19 protein-coding genes are annotated in these 18,361 nt (G+C 74.1%); 11 read left to right on the forward strand and 8 right to left on the reverse strand.

From position 1 onward, the window contains the following. Nucleotides 1-163: 163 nt before the first annotated feature. Together ACZ4V6_RS09545 and ACZ4V6_RS09550 are read right to left on the reverse strand one after the other, a co-directional pair. The gene (locus tag ACZ4V6_RS09545) at nt 164-1,030 is read right to left on the reverse strand and encodes a SigB/SigF/SigG family RNA polymerase sigma factor (RefSeq protein WP_467824420.1); all 867 of its coding nucleotides are present in this window, start codon (nt 1,028-1,030) and stop codon (nt 164-166) included. A 179-nt stretch (nt 1,031-1,209) separates the two neighbouring features. Continuing rightward, nucleotides 1,210-1,653 carry an ATP-binding protein gene (locus ACZ4V6_RS09550; protein WP_467824422.1) on the reverse strand — a complete coding sequence of 148 codons (444 nt, stop codon included), beginning with the start codon at nt 1,651-1,653 and terminating at the stop codon, nt 1,210-1,212. 176 nt (nt 1,654-1,829) lie between these two features. On the opposite strand from ACZ4V6_RS09550, the gene ACZ4V6_RS09555 reads away from it, so the two are divergent. From ACZ4V6_RS09555 to ACZ4V6_RS09565, 3 genes are all read left to right on the forward strand, one after another. Next, the gene (locus ACZ4V6_RS09555) at nt 1,830-2,051 is read left to right on the forward strand and encodes a hypothetical protein (RefSeq protein ID WP_467824424.1); all 222 of its coding nucleotides are present in this window, start codon (nt 1,830-1,832) and stop codon (nt 2,049-2,051) included. A 320-nt stretch (nt 2,052-2,371) separates the two neighbouring features. Beyond that, on the forward strand, nt 2,372-3,850 hold the full coding sequence (locus ACZ4V6_RS09560) for an aminotransferase class I/II-fold pyridoxal phosphate-dependent enzyme (RefSeq protein ID WP_467824426.1): 1,479 nt from the start codon (nt 2,372-2,374) through the stop codon (nt 3,848-3,850). Nucleotides 3,851-4,176: 326 nt separating this feature from the next. Next, the gene (locus ACZ4V6_RS09565) at nt 4,177-4,632 is read left to right on the forward strand and encodes a cyclic nucleotide-binding domain-containing protein (protein WP_467824428.1); all 456 of its coding nucleotides are present in this window, start codon (nt 4,177-4,179) and stop codon (nt 4,630-4,632) included. Between the two features lie 7 nt (nt 4,633-4,639). On the opposite strand, the gene ACZ4V6_RS09570 is transcribed toward ACZ4V6_RS09565, so the two are convergent. Both ACZ4V6_RS09570 and ACZ4V6_RS09575 read right to left on the reverse strand, forming a co-directional pair. Continuing rightward, nucleotides 4,640-5,956: an MFS transporter gene (locus ACZ4V6_RS09570; RefSeq protein ID WP_467824431.1), complete on the reverse strand. Its 1,317-nt coding sequence runs from the start codon at nt 5,954-5,956 to the stop codon at nt 4,640-4,642. 102 nt (nt 5,957-6,058) lie between these two features. After that, nucleotides 6,059-6,673: a LysE/ArgO family amino acid transporter gene (locus ACZ4V6_RS09575; RefSeq protein ID WP_467824433.1), complete on the reverse strand. Its 615-nt coding sequence runs from the start codon at nt 6,671-6,673 to the stop codon at nt 6,059-6,061. An 88-nt stretch (nt 6,674-6,761) separates the two neighbouring features. Between ACZ4V6_RS09575 and ACZ4V6_RS09580 the strand changes: the two genes are divergently transcribed. Both ACZ4V6_RS09580 and ACZ4V6_RS09585 read left to right on the forward strand, forming a co-directional pair. After that, on the forward strand, nt 6,762-7,667 hold the full coding sequence (locus ACZ4V6_RS09580) for a LysR family transcriptional regulator ArgP (protein ID WP_467824435.1): 906 nt from the start codon (nt 6,762-6,764) through the stop codon (nt 7,665-7,667). Between the two features lie 114 nt (nt 7,668-7,781). Next, the gene (locus tag ACZ4V6_RS09585) at nt 7,782-8,033 is read left to right on the forward strand and encodes a WhiB family transcriptional regulator (protein ID WP_467824437.1); all 252 of its coding nucleotides are present in this window, start codon (nt 7,782-7,784) and stop codon (nt 8,031-8,033) included. 10 nt (nt 8,034-8,043) lie between these two features. Here the strand turns inward: ACZ4V6_RS09585 and ACZ4V6_RS09590 are convergent, their stop codons facing one another. The 3 genes from ACZ4V6_RS09590 to ACZ4V6_RS09600 all read right to left on the reverse strand — a co-directional run bounded on the left by ACZ4V6_RS09590 (nt 8,044) and on the right by ACZ4V6_RS09600 (nt 10,923). Further along, on the reverse strand, nt 8,044-8,493 hold the full coding sequence (locus tag ACZ4V6_RS09590) for a DUF6098 family protein (protein WP_467824439.1): 450 nt from the start codon (nt 8,491-8,493) through the stop codon (nt 8,044-8,046). A gap of 70 nt (nt 8,494-8,563) precedes the next feature. Continuing rightward, nucleotides 8,564-10,237 carry an FAD-binding dehydrogenase gene (locus tag ACZ4V6_RS09595; protein WP_467824441.1) on the reverse strand — a complete coding sequence of 558 codons (1,674 nt, stop codon included), beginning with the start codon at nt 10,235-10,237 and terminating at the stop codon, nt 8,564-8,566. Nucleotides 10,238-10,275: 38 nt separating this feature from the next. Then, entirely contained in the window at nt 10,276-10,923 is a 648-nt protein-coding gene (locus ACZ4V6_RS09600; protein WP_467824443.1) for a TetR/AcrR family transcriptional regulator, read from the reverse strand. A 222-nt stretch (nt 10,924-11,145) separates the two neighbouring features. On the opposite strand from ACZ4V6_RS09600, the gene ACZ4V6_RS09605 reads away from it, so the two are divergent. The 3 genes from ACZ4V6_RS09605 (at nt 11,146) to ACZ4V6_RS09615 (ending at nt 13,670) form a co-directional block, all read left to right on the forward strand. Next, nucleotides 11,146-11,331, forward strand: coding sequence for a hypothetical protein (locus ACZ4V6_RS09605; protein ID WP_467824445.1), 186 nt, complete (start codon nt 11,146-11,148; stop codon nt 11,329-11,331). A gap of 349 nt (nt 11,332-11,680) precedes the next feature. Continuing rightward, a complete protein-coding gene (locus ACZ4V6_RS09610) occupies nt 11,681-12,427 on the forward strand; it encodes an MBL fold metallo-hydrolase (RefSeq protein ID WP_467824448.1) in 747 nt (248 codons plus the stop codon). Between the two features lie 10 nt (nt 12,428-12,437). Continuing rightward, the gene (locus tag ACZ4V6_RS09615; protein WP_467824451.1) at nt 12,438-13,670 is read left to right on the forward strand and encodes a DUF4032 domain-containing protein; all 1,233 of its coding nucleotides are present in this window, start codon (nt 12,438-12,440) and stop codon (nt 13,668-13,670) included. A gap of 16 nt (nt 13,671-13,686) precedes the next feature. Here the strand turns inward: ACZ4V6_RS09615 and ACZ4V6_RS09620 are convergent, their stop codons facing one another. Then, on the reverse strand, nt 13,687-14,559 hold the full coding sequence (locus tag ACZ4V6_RS09620; RefSeq protein ID WP_467824453.1) for a universal stress protein: 873 nt from the start codon (nt 14,557-14,559) through the stop codon (nt 13,687-13,689). A gap of 242 nt (nt 14,560-14,801) precedes the next feature. Between ACZ4V6_RS09620 and ACZ4V6_RS09625 the strand changes: the two genes are divergently transcribed. From ACZ4V6_RS09625 to ACZ4V6_RS09635, 3 genes are read left to right on the forward strand one after another with little or no spacing between them, the layout of a single operon-like run. After that, nucleotides 14,802-16,478: an NAD(P)/FAD-dependent oxidoreductase gene (locus ACZ4V6_RS09625; protein WP_467824455.1), complete on the forward strand. Its 1,677-nt coding sequence runs from the start codon at nt 14,802-14,804 to the stop codon at nt 16,476-16,478. After that, entirely contained in the window at nt 16,475-17,974 is a 1,500-nt protein-coding gene (locus tag ACZ4V6_RS09630) for an ATP-binding protein (RefSeq protein WP_467824458.1), read from the forward strand. Before ACZ4V6_RS09625 ends, ACZ4V6_RS09630 begins: the two co-directional genes overlap by 4 nt. After that, nucleotides 17,971-18,324 carry a UBP-type zinc finger domain-containing protein gene (locus ACZ4V6_RS09635; protein WP_467824460.1) on the forward strand — a complete coding sequence of 118 codons (354 nt, stop codon included), beginning with the start codon at nt 17,971-17,973 and terminating at the stop codon, nt 18,322-18,324. Before ACZ4V6_RS09630 ends, ACZ4V6_RS09635 begins: the two co-directional genes overlap by 4 nt. Nucleotides 18,325-18,361 lie beyond the last annotated feature (37 nt).

The raw sequence follows: 18,361 nt of genomic DNA on the forward strand, positions 1-18,361 counted from the left end.
CGGCACACGGGGCGGCACACCACCTCGCCTTCCCCGTCCGTCGCGTCGTGGTCCGCGATGCTCCTCGTGGTCGCCGGCGAGTCGGCGCGGCGGGCCGGGGGGAGGCGTCAGGATCCGTCCCGTCGTTCCCCGGGGCCGTGGTGGAGGCGTCGTCCGGCGCTTCTCACACCGTCGTGCGCCGGCGGACGGGGCGCTGTCCCAGCGCCTCGTCGCGCACGCGGGCGCAGCTGCGGCTGATGAGCCGTGACACGTGCATCTGCGAGATGCCCAGGCGGTCGGCTATACGGCTCTGCGTCATGTCCTCGAAGAAGCGCATGTAGAGGATGGCCCGCTCGCGTTCGGGCAGCCTGCGCAGGCCCTCCTTGGCGGACTCGCGGTCGATCACGGTGTCGTACGAGGCGTCGGCCGCGCCGAGGGTGTCCGCGAGGCTGTAGCCGTCGTCGCCGGCCGACAGCTCGGCGTCCAGCGACAGGGTGCTGAAGCTCTCCAGCGCCTCCATCCCGGCGCTGACCTCGTCCTCGGTGAGTCCCGTGTGGGCGGCCAGGTCGGCGACCGACGGTTCGGGGCTGCCCGGGCTCTGCGTGAGCTCGCGCCGTGCCACCCGCACCTTGTTGCGCAGTTCCTGGACCCGGCGGGGCACGCGCAGGGCCCACATCCGGTCCCGGAAGTGCCGCTTGACCTCGCCGGTGATGGTGGGCACGGCGTAGCTCTCGAAGGCGCCGCGCTCCGGGTCGAAGCGGTCGATGGCCTTCACCAGCCCGAGCGCGGCGACCTGGCGCAGGTCCTCGATGGACTCGCCGCGGTCCCGGAAGCGGCCGGCGATCCGGTGGGCCATGGGCAGCCAGGCCGTGACGAGTTCGTCGCGGACGGCATCCCGTTCGGGTCCGTCCTCCAGCGCCGACAGCCGGGCGAAGAGCGCGGCGGTGTCCGGCGCGTCGTCGTGCCGACGACGGGGGGCGGCGGCAGGAGCGGTGGAGTCCTGCGCGGGCTCAGGGGCACCGGGACGGATGGTGGGCGTTTCGATGAGCATGCGGATTCGCTCCTGAACGGTGGTCTCAGGGGAACTTTCCGCGGAAGCGGCACTGTCCGGGTCTCCACCCGGAGGGGCCGGAGCAGCCATACCGCTCCCGCTGCTGCGCCTCCGGTCCGAAGCACGAACTTGCGACTGCCCCTGCCCCGGGGGAACAAACTCCGCTTTTCGAAAAGTACTCAGGACAGCGGAACGAAGACGGTGATCCGCTTGCCTCCGGACGGCAGATCTGCCACGCGCACGTCGCGTGCCAGGCGGCAGACGATCGGCCAGCCGTGGCCGCCGACGCGACGACGGCCCTGCGGGTCGGTCGGCGGCACGGCCACCGGCAGCTCGGCGCTGCGGTCGCACACCGAGAGGCGGACGCCGGGACCGACGACGTCTACCTGGAAGTCGGTGATGCCTCCGCCGTGCAGGATCGCGTTGGTGGTCAGCTCCGAGGCGACGAGGACGGCGTCCGACAGGGCCTTCGCGTCGCACGGCACGCGGTCGGTGCGGCAGCGTTCGGTGACCACGCGTTCCACCGTGCTGCGGGCCTCGGCGGGTTCGCACGGCGGCGACGGCCGGCACCGGTCCGTACCGGGCCGCCCGAGGGCGGATGGGGTGGTGTGCCTGTCACGCATCCATCAGCTCCCTGTTCGGTGGGGTCGGTGGGATGGGCGGGATCCGGCCGGGCCCGCGCGGTGCGTCCGCCGCGGACCTCGTGGTTTCCGGCTGACCTCCGGCCGCACTCCCAAACCTTCGGCCCTCCTGACGGACCAACGGCCATCCGGGCGCCGTGCGGGGGTACGCGGAGTGCATGACGGATGTTGTGGACTCGGACGAACTGCTGCGCCGCATGCACCGCGCGAGGGCCTGCGCGGTGGAACAGGAACGGACGTGGCGGGCGCGAAGGGACGAGCTGCGGGCGACCGACCCGGAGGGCTCCCGCGAGGCAGCGGTCCGGACGGTGGCGTACGAGGCGGTCCTACGGGTGCTGGACGAGGTCCTGACCCCCGGCCGCCGCACGGAGCCGGGCTGACGGGCGCCGGCCGGTCCCACGGCCGGCGGAAGTCCGGACCGCACCCGGGTGCGGGGGCCGGCCCCCGCACCCATGGACCGGGGGCCCGGCCCGCGGAGCGGGGAGGGTGCGAGCCGGGCGGTCGTGGACGGGAGGGACACGGATCCCCGCCCGTGGGCAAAGGACAGCGTGACCACGGGCTGCGGGTGCGGGTCACGGGTACAGGCCAGGGCCCCCGCGCCACCGCGCCACCGCGCCACCGCGCCACCGCGCCACCGCGCCACCGCGCCACCGCGCCACCGGCGGATTGACGTGGTCCCGGGCCGGGAAACCGGATCGTCATGACAGCCGACCACACCCGTGCGCCCGTTCTGGAAGCCCTCGTCGACTACCGCCGCGAGGGACGGCTGTCGTTCACGCCGCCCGGGCACAAACAGGCGCGCGGTGCCGATCCGGCGGTGCGGGAGGTGCTGGGGGACGCCGTCTTCTTCGGCGATCTCCTGGCGACCGGCGGCCTCGACGACCGGCTCACCCGCGGCCGGGTGCTGCAGCGCGCCCAGGAGCTGATGGCCGACGCGGTCCACGCCGACCACACGTTCTTCTCGACCTGCGGGAGCAGCCTGTCGGTGAAGGCGGCGATGCTCGCCGTGGCGGGCCCGCACGAGAAGCTGCTGATCGGCCGGGACGCCCACAAGTCCGTCGTCTCGGGTCTGATCCTGTCCGGCATCGAGCCGGTCTGGGTGGAGCCCCGCTGGGACGCCGAGCGGCATCTCGCCCATCCGCCGTCCGCCGACGGGTTCGAGCGGGCGTTCGCCGCGCATCCCGACGCCAAGGGCGCGCTGATCACCAGCCCGACGCCGTACGGGGCGAGCGCCGACCTGCGGGCCGTCGCCGAGGTCTGCCACCGGCGTTCGGTGCCGCTGATCGTCGACGAGGCGTGGGGGGCGCACCTCCCCTTCCACCCCGACCTGCCCTCCTGGGCGATGGACGCCGGCGCCGACATCTGCGTGACCAGCATCCACAAGATGGGCAGCGGCCTGGAACAGGGTTCGGTGTTCCACCTGCGCGGCGACCTGGTTCCGCCGGAGCTGCTCGGGATGCGGGCGGACCTGCTGAGCACGACCAGTCCGTCGGTGCTGGTCTTCGCCGGTCTGGACGGCTGGCGCCGCCAGATGGCGCTGCGGGGCCGGGAGATCATGGGCGGTGCGCTGGACCTGGTGGCCGAGGTCCGGGCGGCCGTCGAGGAGATCGACGGGATGCACGTCGACGGCCGGGACGACTTCTGCGGCCCGGGGCTGGCCCACGGCTTCGATCCGCTGCCCGTCGTCATCGACCTGGACGGACTCGGCGTGTCCGGCTTCCAGGCGGCGGACTGGCTGCGCGAGCACCGGGGCGTCGTCGCGCATCTGACCGACCACCGCCGCATCGGCACGCAGATCACCCACGGCGACGACCGGGAGACCGCCGGCGAGCTGCTCGCCGCGCTCAAGGACCTCGCCCGGGCGGCGCCGGACCTCGATGCCCCGCCGCGCGTCGAGGTGCCGTCGCCGTCGCGGCTGCGGATGCCGCAGGCGATGCTGCCCCGGGACGCGTTCTTCGGTCCGGCCGAGGCGGTGCCGCTCGACCGGGCGGCCGGGCGCGTCGCCGCGGAGATGATCACGCCGTACCCGCCCGGCATCCCGGCCGTCCTGCCGGGCGAACTGCTGACCGAGCCCGTGCTGCGGTACCTGCGCAGCGGCCTGGAGGCGGGGATGTACCTCCCGGATCCGAGCGATCCGTCGCTGGACAGGGTCAGGGTCGTCGCGGGGGATGCCGGGTGACGTCTCCTCACTGCGGGTGACGTCCCAGTGAAACAGGTCACGTGCCCCGGTTCCGGGTTCCCGGAACGCGACGAGATGGTTTAGCGTTCATCCATACGTGGCGACGGAGTCGACGGACATGTCCTCCGGGCGTCACCGCTTACGGCCCTGGCTGGCTTCCCCCGTCCAGCCAGGGCTTTTTCATGCCCGGCGCCGCCGCCCCCCGGACCGGCACGGAATTCGTACGGGATCCTCCCGTCCGCCGAGGTGCCCGGGGCGTCGGCAGCGGCTGAAATGGTGCGTAGGGAACGCACCTGAACCGAATCGTCGGCGAGGAGCTCCGGGTCATGACCAAAGCGATCAAACTGCTCACCGCCCTCCCCCCGCACCAGCGCGGTCGTCTCATGGAGCTCGCCCGGGAGGTCTCCTTCCCGGAGGACACCCGGATCTTCGAGGCGGGAGCCAGGGCCGACCGCTTCTGGGTCATCCGGTCCGGCGCGGTCTCCCTGACCCAGCAGGTGACGTCGCTGCAACGGGTGACGGTCGCCAGTCTGGGCGTCGGCGACCTGCTCGGCTGGTCCTGGCTGTTCCCGCCGTACGAGTGGGACTTCGGTGCCGAGGCCTTCAGCCCGGTGCGCGCCTACGAGTTCGACGCGGCGTCGGTGCTCGCCCTGTGCGAGGAGGACCCGCAGCTCGGGGTCGTGCTGGTGCGGACGGTGGCCGAGATCCTCGCGCACCGGCTGGAGGCCACCCGGGTCCGCCTCATGGAGCACGCCGCGCTGCGGGGCCGCGGCGCGCTGTGACGCGGTGTCAGACGCGGTAGCGGCGCAGCGCCGGTACGGCGGCGGCGAGGGCCAGCATCACCACGACGACGAGCAGTCCGCCGCCCGCGACCGCCTCCCTCGCCCCGAAGGCCGAACCCGCGCCGCCGTGCAGGACGTCGGCCAGCCGGGGGCCGCCGGCGACGACCACCGTGAAGACGCCCTGCATGCGCCCGCGCATCTCGTCGGTCGCGGCGGACAGCAGGATCGCCCCGCGGAACACCATGGAGACCATGTCGGCGATTCCGGCGACGGCGAGGAACGCCACCGCGAGCCACAGGCTGCCGCTCAGCCCGAAGCCGGTGATGGCCGCCCCCCAGACGACGACCGCACCGATCACCATCCAGCCGTGCCGGCGCGCCCGTGAGAAGGTCCCGGAGAACAGCCCCCCGGCCACCGCGCCGACGGGGACGGCCGCGAACAGCAGGCCGAGGGCGAGCCCCTCGCCCCAGGGGGCGTACGTCTCGGCGGCGAGCTGCGGGAACAGCGCGCGGGGCATGCCGAGGACCATGGCGACGATGTCGGCCAGGAAGGAGAGCAGCAGCACCTTGTGCCCGGCGATGTAGCGGAAGCCTGCCACGATCTCGCGGACGCCCGCGCGCCGGACGGCCGTGCCCGCGAGCGGCGGCAGGGCGGGCAGCTTGTGGACCGCCCACACCGTGACGCACAGCGCGAGCGCGTCGATCAGGTACAGCTCGGGCAGGCCGATGACGGGGATGAGGGCGCCGGCGAGCAGCGGTCCGACCACCTGGCCGGTCTGCATGACGGTCGAGCCGAGCGCGTTGGCCGCGGCGAGTTCGCCGTCGGGGACCAGACGGGCGATGGAGGCGTTGCGGGCCGGGGCGTTCAGGCCCCAGAAGGCCTGTTGCAGCGCGAGCAGGAGCATCAGGGCGGCCACCGACTCCAGACCGGTGACGGCCTGCACCCAGAACAGCAGCGAGGTGACGGCGATGCCGGTGTTGGTGATCAGCAGCAGCTTGCGGCGGTCCATGGTGTCGGCGACCGCGCCGCCCCACAGGGCGAACACGATCAGCGGCAGCAGGCCGGCGAGGCTCGCGGCGCCGACCCAGGCGGAGGAGCCGGTGATGTCGTAGATCTGCTTGGGCACGGCGACGGCGGTGAGCTGGCTGCCGACGGCCGTGACGATGGTGGAGGACCACAGCCTGCGGTAGGCGGGACGGCGCAGCGGACGGGTGTCCATGGCCCAGCGGCGCAGGCCGCGCCGCCGGCCCCCGGCCGGGGCGAGGGCCTCCTTCGGGGCGGAGGCCTCGTCCGGGGATGCGGTACTGCTCTCGCTCGTGTCCACGCGCTTCCTACATGCTCGTTACATCTTTCGATTGCGAGCCTCACTATCGCAGCCCTGTCCGGTTGCGCCCGCACCGCGTGTCGGGCCTGGCCGCGGCCGTGTTCACGCGCCGGCGACGAGGGAGAGCCCGAGCACGATCATGGTGACGGCGACCAGTCCGTCCAGGACGCGCCAGGCGACGGGCCGGGCCAGGAAGCGGCCGAGGTGACGGGCGCCGAAACCGAGCGCGGCGAACCAGCACAGACTGGCGAGGGCGGCACCCAGGCCGAAGGTCCAGCGCAGCGGGCCGCGGTCGGCGGCGACGGAGCCCAGCAGGAACACGGTGTCGAGGTAGACGTGCGGGTTGAGCCAGGTCAGCGCCAGACACGTGAGCACCGCCCGCCGCCGCGAGCCGGCCGCGTCGCCCTCCGCCCGCAGCGCGCCGGCCGGCCGGAACACGCGCCGGGCGGCCAGCGCGCCGTAGCAGAGCAGGAAGGCGCCCCCGGCCCAGGCGACCGCGGTCAGCGCGTCCGGCCAGGCCACCACGACCGCGCCGACCCCGCCGACGCCGAGGGCGATGAGGACGGCGTCGGACAGCGCGCAGATGCCGACCACGGCCGGGACGGCGTCGCGCCGGATCCCCTGGCGCAGGACGAAGGCGTTCTGGGCGCCGATGGCGACGATGAGCGAGAGGCCGGTGCCGAAGCCGGCGGCCGCGGCGGACAGTGCGTCGGTCATGACCTCGACGCTAAGCGGGGTGATCACCGCGCGTACAGCTAAAGATCCTTATGTATCCTTAGCGCTCCTGATGAGGAGGAGGACCGAGGTGGGCACGGCCGTTTTCGCGGATCTGCCGCTGGACCAGGTGCGCACCCTGCTGGCCGTGGTGGACGAGGGCACGTTCGACGCGGCCGCCGCCGCGCTGCACGTGACGCCGTCCGCGGTCAGCCAGCGGGTGAAGGCGCTGGAGCAGCGCACCGGGCGCGTACTGCTGCTGCGCACCAAGCCGGTGCGGCCCACGGAGTCCGGTGCGGTGCTGGTGCGGCTGGCCCGGCAGGTGGCCCGGCTGGAGCGGGACGCGTACGCGGAGCTGGGGCTGAGCGGTGCCGGGGAGCCGACCCGGGTCTCGGTGGCCGTCAACGCCGACTCGCTCGCGACGTGGTTCCTCGGCGCTCTCACGCGGGTGCCCCAGGAACCCCGGCTCTGTTTCGAGCTGCGCCGCGAGGACGAGGACCACACGGCGGCCCTCCTGCGCGAGGGCGTGGTGATGGCCGCGGTGACCTCCTCGCCCGAACCGGTGCCGGGCTGCACCGTCCGGTCCCTGGGCCGGATGCGCTACCGGCCCTGCGCCGCCCCCGGCTTCGCCGCCCGGCACCTGGACGGGCCGCTGCCCGAGGTGCTCGCCGGGGCGCCGGTGGTGGTCTTCGACCGGCGGGACGACTTCCAGGACGGCTTCGCGCGCCGGCTCGGGCGGGACGGCGCCGGCGCCGCGCGCCACCACGTGCCGACCTCGGAGGGCTTCGTGGAGGCGGTCGCCGCCGGGCTGGGCTGGGGCATGGTGCCGGAGCCGCAGGCGGAACCCCTGCTGCGCACCGGCCGCCTCGTCGACTTCGCCCCGGGCCGGGCGGTCGACGTCCCGCTGTACTGGCAGCAGTGGAAGCTCGACTCCCCCGCCCTGGCGACGGTGGCCGACGCGGTCGTGACGGCGGCGGCCGGGGCGCTGCGGAACTGAGCGGCCGGCAGGACCCGGGGAAGGCCGCCGGTTTCACTGCGCTGTCGACAGGTCACCCGAAACGGAGTAAGGGATTCGCGAGGCACGACTCGATTCGATCGCAGGTGACTTTTGATGGACAACTGGCGCGAGCACGCCGCGTGCCGCACGGAGGACCCCGACCTGTTCTTCCCGATCGGCACCACCGGCCCGGCCCTGTTGCAGACCGAGCAGGCGAAGGCGGTCTGCCGGCGCTGCCCGGTCCGGGAGCAGTGCCTGCAGTGGGCGCTCGACACGGGGCAGTCCCTCGGCGTCTGGGGCGGGACCAGCGAGACGGAGCGCCATGCGCTCAAGCGCCGCGCGGCGGCGCGCCGGCGCTCCGGGTGAGCGCGGTCCGTCAGCGGCCGGTGCGGCGCAGCGGGCCCCAGGGGCGCTCCTGGCGCCGCACCTCGCTCCGGGCCTCGTCGATGACGCCCGGGGCGACCCAGCACATCGGCCGGACGTCGGTCACCAGCGGCTCGTTGTCCGGGCCGCGGCCCGTCTCACGGCCGGTGAGCACCCAGGGCCGCACACCGGCACCCTTGTCGTGCGGAAGATGCGCGTAGTCGTGCAGCCGGCGGGCCGCCCACACCCGTACGGGCCGGTCCGCCCACCACTCCTCCACGTCGAGGGGGTTGGCGGACAGGCCCGGCATGGGCACGCCGGTGAGCTCGTCGATGCTGGAGGTCCTGGCGAGATCGGTCCCGGGGCCGCGTGACCAGCGCACGTACAGGCCCTGGTGGCGTTCGACCAGGCCGGCGAGTTCGGCGAGGGTCCGCACGACCGGCAGGCCGTCCGATGCGTTCATGCGCAGACCTCCCTCGCCGTCCGTCGGGGCGACGGAGTACCCGCGAGGGGCGGGAGGGAATCGTGCGGGCTCAGACGGTCTGCCGCGCCGCCGCCCGGCCCGCCGATCGCCCGGAGAACAGGCAGCCGCCGAGGAAGGTGCCCTCCAGCGCGTTGTAGCCGTGCACTCCGCCGCCGCCGAAGCCGGCCACCTCACCTGCCGCGTACAGGCCTTCGACCGGCGTGCCGTCGGTGCCCAGGGCGCGGGAGTCGAGGTCGGTCTGGATGCCGCCGAGGGTCTTGCGGGTGAGGATGTGCAGCTTGACCCCGATCAGCGGGCCCGCCGCCGGGTCCAGGATGCGGTGCGGGGCCGCGACCCGGCCGAGGCGGTCGCCGACGTAGCGGCGGGCGTTGCGGATGCCCTGCACCTGGGCGTCCTTGGCGTACGGGTTGGCCGTCTGGAGGTCGCGGGCCTCGATCTGGCGCCGGATCGAGGCGGCGTCCAGGAGCGGCTCGCCGGTGAGCCCGTTCATCCGGTCGACCAGCTGCTCCAGGTCCGGCGCGGTCACGAAGTCGGGGCCCTTGCGCAGGAAGGCGTCCACCGGGCCCGGGGCACCCTTGCCGAGGACGCGTTCGCGCAGGAATCCCGCGCGGTCCTTGGCGGTGATGTCCGGGTTCTGCTCGGAGCCGGAGAGGGCGAACTCCTTCTCGATGATCTTCCGGGTGAGGATGAACCAGGAGTGGTCGTGGCCCGCGAGGTCCTCGGCGGTGCGCAGGTGCCGCAGCGTGCCGAGGGTGTCGTAGCCGGGCAGGTACGGCGAGGGCAGACGGCGGCCGAGGGCGTCGAACCACATCGAGGACGGTCCGGGCAGGATGCGGATGCCGTGGCCGGGCCAGATCGGGTCCCAGTTGCGCACGCCCTCGGTGTAGTGCCACATCCGGTCGCGGTTGACCAGGCGGACGCCCGCCTCGGCGCTGATGTCCAGCATCCGCCCGTCGACGTGGGCGGGGACACCGGTGACCATCTCGGCGGGCGGCGTGCCGAGGCGTGCGGGCCAGTGGCGGCGCACGATGTCGTGGTCGGCCCCGATGCCGCCGGAGGTGACGATCACGGCCTGCGCGGTCAGCTCGAACTCGCCGGCCGCGTCGCGGTTGGAGGCGACGCCGCGGGGCGAGGTGTCCTCGGCGAGGACCGTGCCGCGCACGCCGCGCGCGGTGCCGCCCTCGACGACCAGGTGGTCGACGCGGTGACGGTGGTGGAAGGTGAGCAGGCCGTCGCGCGCGGCCTGCTGCGCGTACCGCACGAACGGTTCGACGACCCCGGTGCCGGTGCCCCAGGCGACGTGGAAGCGGGGCACCGAGTTGCCGTGCCCGCCGGCCGTGAGGTCGCCGCGCTCGGCCCAGCCGACGGTGGGCAGGAAGGTGATGCCGTGCCCGGCCAGCCAGGAACGCTTCTCCCCCGCCGCCCACTCGACGTACGCCCGCGCCCAGCGCACCGCCCAGGCGTCCTCGTCCTCGGTCCGGTCGAAGCCGGCGCTGCCCCGCCAGTCGCTCCAGGCCAGGTCGAAGGAGTCCTTGACGCCGAGGCGCCGCTGCTCCGGGGAGTCCACGAGGAAGAGGCCGCCGAAGGACCAGAAGGCCTGCCCGCCGAGGTTGGCCGCGTTCTCCTGGTCGACCAGCGCGACCCTGCGGCCCCGGCTGGTCAGCTCGTGCGCCGCGACCAGGCCCGCGAGGCCCGCTCCGACCACGATGACGTCGGCGTCCATGGCGACCGTCCCTTCCTCGTCCGTCCCTGCCCGTGTTCTCACAGGGTGTTGCCGGGGTTGTCGTCGGGGGTGCCGTTCCCGTCGGTGAGCAGTGCGGTGAGCAACTGCCCCAGCCAGGCGCGCGCGTGCTCGACGTCCCGGTCCAGGAGCAGTTGGACGGTGACGCCGTCGTAGGCGGCGACCACGGCGTGCGCGGCGGCCTCGGCGTCGCCCAGCACGGCGGGCGGCGGTGTGCGCGGGTGCGCCCGGGCCAGGCGGTCGGCGATCGCGCGGCGCAGGCGCGCGCGGTGTTCCAGCAGGGTCCGCGCCACGTCCGGGTCACGGGCCGCGTGCACCAGGAAGTCCGTCTTGACCAGGAGCCAGTCCCGGTCCAGCAGCAGTACCTCGGTGACGCGGTCCACGGCGGCCCGTACGTCCAGGTCCGGTCCGTCGAGGGCGAGGGCGGCGGTCACCTGGTCCGCGATCAGGTCGGCCCGTTCGCGGTAGAGGGCGAAGAACAGCTCGTCGAGGCTGTCGAAGTTCGAGTAGAAGGCACCCCGGCTGTAGCCGGCGGCCTCGCAGACCTCCTCGATCGGGACCCGGCCGAACCCCTTGGCGGCGAACACCGCGAACGCCGCCTCCAGCAGGTCGGCGCGGGTGCGCGCGCGTCGCCGGGTCACGCGCCCGGCGGCCTGCCCGACGGCCATGCCCGCACCCCCTCCGCTGTCTTTCCCGTTCGATGCGCGAATGTATCGGATACACCGGTGCATCGAAAGAGCGGGCGCGCGGGGGACCCGTCGGTGGCGGCCCGCCGGGCCCGGGCGGCGAGGAGAGCCGCCGGCGCGGGCGAGGTGCGAGAAAGGCAGACGCTGCGAGGTGTCGGACAAGGCGTACGAGGGACCCGTATCCGGTCACGGAGGGAGCCCGAAATGACGGACGACGACTTCTACGCACATGACCGTCCGGAGAACCCGCAGCTCCCGGAGGACCGGCCCCGGGGCGGCGGCGGCCCGGAGGACCCGTCGCCCCGGCGCGGGGGCCGGCGCAAGAACATCTGGCTCATCGTCGGGATCATCGTCATCGTGGTGATCTTCCTGGCCCTGTTCATGCCCTGAGCGGGCGGCGCCCCCGGGGCCGGCGGAGCACCGACGGATCCTCGTGAGGCGCGAGGACCCGGCCGTCCTCGAGGCGACCGGGCGGACCCGGCGGGCCCGGCCCGGGGCCCGCGGGGGTCCAGGCCGTGTCCGGGTCCCGCAGCAGCGTCCGGGCCGCGGCGGCCTGATCGTGCCGGGCGGCTCCTGCCGGCGTGCCCGGGAGCACCACAGCCCCCGGAGCACCCGCGCCGTGGGCCCGCGCATCAGCGTCCGGTTCCGTCCGCGCGGGACGCGTCGAGCGCCGGGCACCCGCGCGTCTGGTTGGCTGTCCCCGTCGGGCAGCCACCTGGGAACGAATGCGGGGACACTGATGCGCGCGGACGTGCGGCACGTCGCGGACGGCACCTACCTGGTGCACGGGAGCGACACCAACTGGGTCCTCCTCACCGAGGGCGACGCGGTGACCCTGGTCGACACCGGCTACCCCGGTGACCGGCGGCTCCTGCTCGACTCCCTCGCGGCGATCGGGAGTTCGCCCGAGGCGGTGACGGCCGTGCTGCTCACCCACGCCCACAACGACCACCTGGGCTCCGCCGAGTACCTGCGCGCCGCCCACGGCACGCCCGTGCTCCTGCACGAGGCCGAAGTGCCGCACGCCCGGCGGGACTTCCTGCAGCAGGTGTCGGTCGGCGAGGTCCTGCGCAACGGCTGGCGGCCGGGCGTGCTGCCCTGGATGGTGCACGTGCTCCGCTCCGGCGGCACCCGGCAGCACCCGGTGGCCGCTCCCGCCCCCTTCCCCCCGGACGGCCCGCTCGACCTGCCCGGCCGGCCCGTGCCGGTGCACACCCCCGGGCACACCGACGGACACTGCGTCTACCACCTGCCGGACGCGGGGGTGGTGGTCTCCGGCGACGCCCTGGTCAGCGGGCACCCCACCTCGCGGGTGAAGGGGCCCCAGCTGCTGCCCGGCATGTTCCACCACGAGCGGGACCGCACGGTGGCCTCGCTCGACGTCATCGCGCGGCTCGACGGCGACGTGCTGCTCCCCGGGCACGGACCCGTCCACCGCGGACCGGTGGCGGACGCCGCGCGACTGGCCCGGGAACGGACGTTCTAGAGTTCGGGCCATGGCCTTGCAGATCAGCGCCACCAATCCGGAGCACCCCGCGCTCCTGCTCGAACTGCCGTGGCAGCTGCCGCTGGAGGAGTGGCCCGAGGAGTACCTCGTACCGCTCCCCCGCGGCATCTCCCGCCACGTCGTCCGCTACGCCCGGGCCGGCGACGAGGTGATCGCCGTCAAGGAGCTCGCCGAGCGGCCCGCCCTGCGCGAGTACGGACTGCTGCGCGACCTGGACCGGCTGGCCATCCCCGCGGTGGACGCGCTGGGCGTGGTGACCGGTCGCACCGACGGCGCCGGCGAGCCGCTGGAGCCGGTACTGATCACGCGGCACCTCGGCGGTTCCATGCCGTACCGGTCGATGTTCGAGACGACGCTGCGTCCGGCGACCATGCACCGTCTGATGGACGCCCTCGCCGTGCTGCTGGTCCGCCTCCACCTGGCCGGGTTCGCCTGGGGCGACTGCTCGCTGTCCAACACGCTCTTCCGGCGCGACGCGGGCGCCTACGCCGCCTACCTCGTGGACGCGGAGACCGGCGAGCTGCACCCGCGGCTGAGCGACGGGCAGCGCGACTACGACCTCGACCTGGCCCGGGTGAACATCAGCGGCGAGCTGCTCGACCTGGAGGCGTCCGGGGCGCTGCACCCCTCCGTCGACCCGGTGGACTTCGGCAGGGAGATCTGCGCGCGCTACGGCCGCCTGTGGGAGGAACTGACCCGCACCTCCGTCTACCCGGCGGGCAAGCACCACTACATCGAGCGCCGGATCCGGCGGCTCAACGACCTCGGTTTCGACGTGGCCGAGATGCAGATCGAGCACGCCTCCAACGGCGACACGGTCACCTTCGTGCCCAAGGTCGTCGACGCGGGCCACCACCAGCGCCAGTTGCTGCGCCTGACGGGCCTGGACGCCGAGGAGAACCAGGCCCGGCGGCTGCTCAACGACCTGGAGAGCTGGATGGCCACCCAGGACGACTACGCCCCGGGCGACCCCCTCGGCGCCCGCCCGGAGGTCCTCGCCCACCGCTGGGTGCGGGAGGTGTTCCGGCCGACCGTGCGGGCGGTGCCGGTGGAGCTGCGGGGCGCGATGGACCCGGCCGAGATCTACCACGAGCTGCTGGAGCACCGCTGGTACCTGTCCGAGCGGGCCCAGCACGACATCGGCCTGGGCACCGCCGTCCAGGACTACGTCACGAACATCCTGCCGAAGGCCCGGGAGACGCTCCAGCCCACGTCGGAGTGAGGCGTCCGGGCACGGCTCAGGCGTGCGGGACCACCGCCACCGGGCAGGCCGCGTGGTGCAGCACGCCATGGGCCACCGAGCCGATCCGGGCGCCGACGGCGGTGCGGCGGACGCGGCGGCCGACGACCGTCAGCTGGGCGTTCCCGGCCGCCGACAGCAGCACCTGCCCGGCACTGCCCATCTCCACGTGCTCGATCACCGGGACGTCGGGGAAGCGCTCGCGCCACGGCCCGAGCGCCTCGCCGAGGGCCTTCCTCTCGTACTGCTCCAGGCCGCCGGCCTCGTCGGCGAGCCGCATCGAGCCCGGGCTGTAGGTGAACACCGTCGGCAGGGTCCAGGCCCGCACGGCCCGCACGGTCGCCCCGCGCGCGGCGGCCGCCTCGAAGGCGAACCCGATCACGTCGGCGCTGTCCTCCGGCTCCCCCTGCTGGCCCACGACGATCTCGCGCCCGCCGGCCTCCGCCGCGGCCTCGTCCCCGGCCCGCACGAGGACGACGGGCCGGGGCGCCTCGGCGATCACCTGCTGGCCGACGGAGCCGAGCAGGAAGCCGACGACCGCTCCGTGGCCGCGCGAGCCGAGCACCAGCGTCCGCGCCTCGGCCGCGGCGGCGAGCAGCACGGCGACGGCGTCGTCGGCCTCGGTGACGTCCGTGGTCACCGCGAGGTCCGGGTGCCGCCCGGTGACGGTCCGGACCGCCTCGGCGACCGAGTCCCGGACCCACCGTTCCTGCGCGTCCCGGTCCCCCGCGCCGGCCGCTTCCGGCTCGGCCCGCCAGGCGTGCACGACGTGCAGCGGATCTCCCCGGCGGACCGCCTCCCTGGCGGCCCAGGCCAGTGCGGCCAGGCTCTCCTCGGATCCGTCCAGCCCTGCCGTGATCGGGCGCGTCATGCGGGTCCCTCCCTGTGTCGCGGTCACGTCCATGGGGCCAGTCTTCACCACGGCGCACGCGCGGCGTCACGGCGGGAGCGGGTGGTGACCTCCGGGGGCCGCGGCCGGCGGCTCCGCGCGCCGGGCGGGCGCGGCCCGGCCGTCCTGAGCGGTGCGGGGCGATCGACCATACGATGGGTCCCAGGCCGGTGCGGTGACGGGGACGCCGTGCCGTGAACCCGGCCGTTCGACGTGGGGGACGTATGGCACAGGCGGACGCGGCGACACGGACCGTCATCATGACCGTGGACGACGATCCGGGGGTCTCCCGTGCCGTCGCCCGCGACCTGCGGCGGCGCTACGGCGCCTCGTACCGGATCGTGCGCGCGGAGTCCGGCGGGTCGGCGCTGGAGGCGCTGCGCGAACTCAAGCTGCGCGGCGACCTGGTGGCGGTGATCCTCGCCGACTACCGGATGCCGCAGATGAACGGCATCGAGTTCCTCGAGCAGGCCCTGGACGTGTACCCGGGGGCGCGGAGGGTGCTGCTGACCGCGTACGCCGACACCAACGCGGCGATCGACGCGATCAACGTCGTCGACCTGGACCACTACCTGCTCAAGCCGTGGGACCCGCCGGAGGAGAAGCTCTACCCGGTGCTGGACGACCTGCTGCAGGCGTGGCGCGCCGGCGACCACCGGCCGGTGCCCAGCACCAAGGTCGTCGGTCACCGCTGGTCGGCGCGCTCCTCGGAGGTCCGGGAGTTCCTGGCCCGCAACCAGGTGCCCTACCGCTGGTACTCCTCCGACGAGCCGGAGGGACGGCGGCTGCTGGCGGCGGCCGGGCAGGACGGGCAGCGGCTGCCGGTGGTGATCACGCCGGACGGGGCGCCGCTGGTGGAGCCCCAGGCGCCGGACCTCGCCGCCCGGGTGGGGCTGGCGACGACGCCGGCGGCCGAGTTCTACGACCTGGTCGTGGTCGGCGGCGGCCCGGCCGGACTCGGGGCGGCGGTGTACGGGGCCTCCGAGGGCCTGCGGACGGTGCTGGTGGAGCGCTCGGCGACCGGTGGGCAGGCCGGGCAGAGCTCCCGGATCGAGAACTACCTCGGCTTCCCCGACGGCGTGTCCGGCGGGCAGCTCACCGAACGGGCCCGGCGGCAGGCCGCCAGGTTCGGCGCCGAGATCCTCACCGCGCGGGAGGTGACGGGCCTCGAGGCCAACGGGGCGGCGCGGATCGTCCGGTTCTCGGACGGCTCGGCGATCGCCGCGCACAGCGTGATCCTGGCGACCGGCGTCTCCTACCGGCAGCTGGCCGCGCCGGGCACGGACGAGCTGACCGGCTGCGGGGTGTTCTACGGCTCCGCGCTGACCGAGGCCGCGGCCTGCCAGGACCACGACGTGTACATCGTGGGCGGCGCCAACTCGGCCGGGCAGGCGGCGATGTACCTGTCCCGGGGCGCCAAGTCCGTGACGCTGCTGGTGCGCGGCGGCTCCCTGACGGCGTCGATGTCGCACTACCTGATCCAGCAGATCGAGGAGACGCCCAACATCCACGTGCGCTGTGGCACGGTCGTCGAGGGCGCGCACGGCGACGGGCACCTGGAGCGGCTGACGCTGCGCGACGCGGAGAGCGGGAGCACCGAACTCGTCGACGCGCAGTGGCTGTTCGTGTTCATCGGCGCGGCCCCGCTGACCGACTGGCTGGACGGCACCGTGCTGCGCGACGAGCGCGGGTTCATCCTGGCCGGGCCCGACCTGACCCCCGACGGGCGGCCGCCGGCGGACTGGGAGCTGGACCGGCCGCCGTACCACCTGGAGACCAGCGTCCCGGGCGTGTTCGTGGCGGGCGACGCCCGCGCCCAGTCCGCGAAGCGGGTCGCGTCCGCCGTCGGAGAGGGAGCCATGGCCGTGATGCTCGTCCACCGTTACCTGGAGCAGTCGTGAGCGGGCGGCCGATGCCGTGCAGCCCCGGGGAGATCGGGGAGCTGTTCCTCTTCGAGAAGCTGTCCCCCGAGCAGCTGGGCCGGCTGTGCGCCGAGGGCCGGGTGGAGCTGTTCGAGCCCGGTCCGGTGTACGCCGAGGGCGAGCCCGCGACCTGCTTCTACGTGATGCTCGACGGAACGGTCGTGCTCTCCCGCCGGGTCGGCGGGGACGACGTGGAGACCAACCGCACCTCGCAGCGCGGGGTGTACGCGGGCGCGATGCAGGCGTACGTCGGCGACCGGGTGCCGCAGGTCTACACCAACTCCCTGCGAGTCACCGAGCCGACGCGGTTCTTCGTCCTGCCGGCGGACACCTTCGCGTCCGTCGTGCGGGAGTGGTTCCCGATGGCCGTGCACCTGCTGGAGGGGTTGTTCTTCGGCTCGAAGAACAACCAGCGGACCATCGGGCAGCGGGAGCGGCTGCTGGCCCTCGGTTCGCTGTCCGCCGGTCTCACGCACGAGCTCAACAACCCGGCGGCGGCCGCAGTGCGCGCCACGTCGTCGCTGCGGGAGCGGGTGGCGAAGATGCGGCACAAGCTCGCCGTCATCGCCGAGGGCCCGTTCTCCCGGGACGCGCTGGCCGGTCTGATCGAGATCCAGGAACGCACGGCCGAGCGGGTCGCCAAGGCGCCCTCGCTGAGTCCGCTGGAGGCCGCCGACCGGGAGGACGCCCTCACCGACTGGCTGGAGGAGCACGGCATCGGGCAGGGCTGGCAGCTCGCGCCGACCTTCGTGCAGGCGGGGCTGGACACCGGGTGGCTGGAGCAGGTCGCGGCGGCCGTGGACGCGGAGATCCTGCCGGGCGCGGTCGGCTGGCTCAACTACACCGTCGAGACCGAGCTGCTGATGAACGAGATCGCGGACTCCACCGCCCGCATCTCCCACCTCGTGGACGCGGCCAAGCAGTACGCGCAGCTGGACCGGGCGCCCTACCGGACCGTCGACGTCCATGAACTCCTCGACAGCACGCTGCTGATGCTGTCGGGCAAGATCGGTCCCCGGATCGAGGTCGTCAAGGAGTACGACCGCACGGTGCCGAAGGTCCCCGCGTACCCGGCGGAGCTGAACCAGGTGTGGACCAACCTGATCGACAACGCGGTCTGCGCCGTGAACGACGCGGGCGGGGAGGGCACGCTGACCGTGCGGACGGCCCTCCATCACGACCGGCTGCTGGTGGAGTTCCGCGACACCGGCACCGGGATCGACCCGGAGATCCGGGATCGGATCTTCGACCCGTTCTTCACCACCAAGCCGGTGGGCGAGGGCACCGGGCTCGGCCTGGACATCTCCTGGCGGATCGTGGTCGACAAGCACCACGGCACCCTCCGGGTCGACTCCGTGCCGGGCGACACCCGCTTCCAGGTGCTTCTCCCGCTCACCGCGGACGAACCCGAACCGGCCGCGGACGAACCCGACACGACCGCGACCGAACCCGAACCGACCGAGGAGCCGGCATGACCAGCGACACCGGAATCGACCCCACCGCCGCGCCGAGCGGCACCGGCTGCGTCGAGTGCGACGCGACGGGCGGCTGGTGGTTCCACCTGCGGCGCTGCGCCGCCTGCGGCCACGTCGGCTGCTGCGACAGCTCCCCGGGGCAGCACGCGACCGGCCACTACCGGGCCACCGGGCATCCCGTGGTGCAGAGCTTCGAGCCCGGCGAGGACTGGTTCTGGGACTACGCGACCGACGAGGTGCGGCCCTTTGGTCCGGACCTCGCCCCGCCCCACAGCCACCCCGGCGACCAGCCGTCGCCCGGCCCGGCGGGACGGGTCCCGGCGGACTGGGCCGCCACGCTGCGGCGCTGACCGCGCGCGGACCGGCGGCGCCGGTCCACCGTCCGGC

The organism is Streptomyces sp. NPDC029152 (assembly GCF_055564355.1).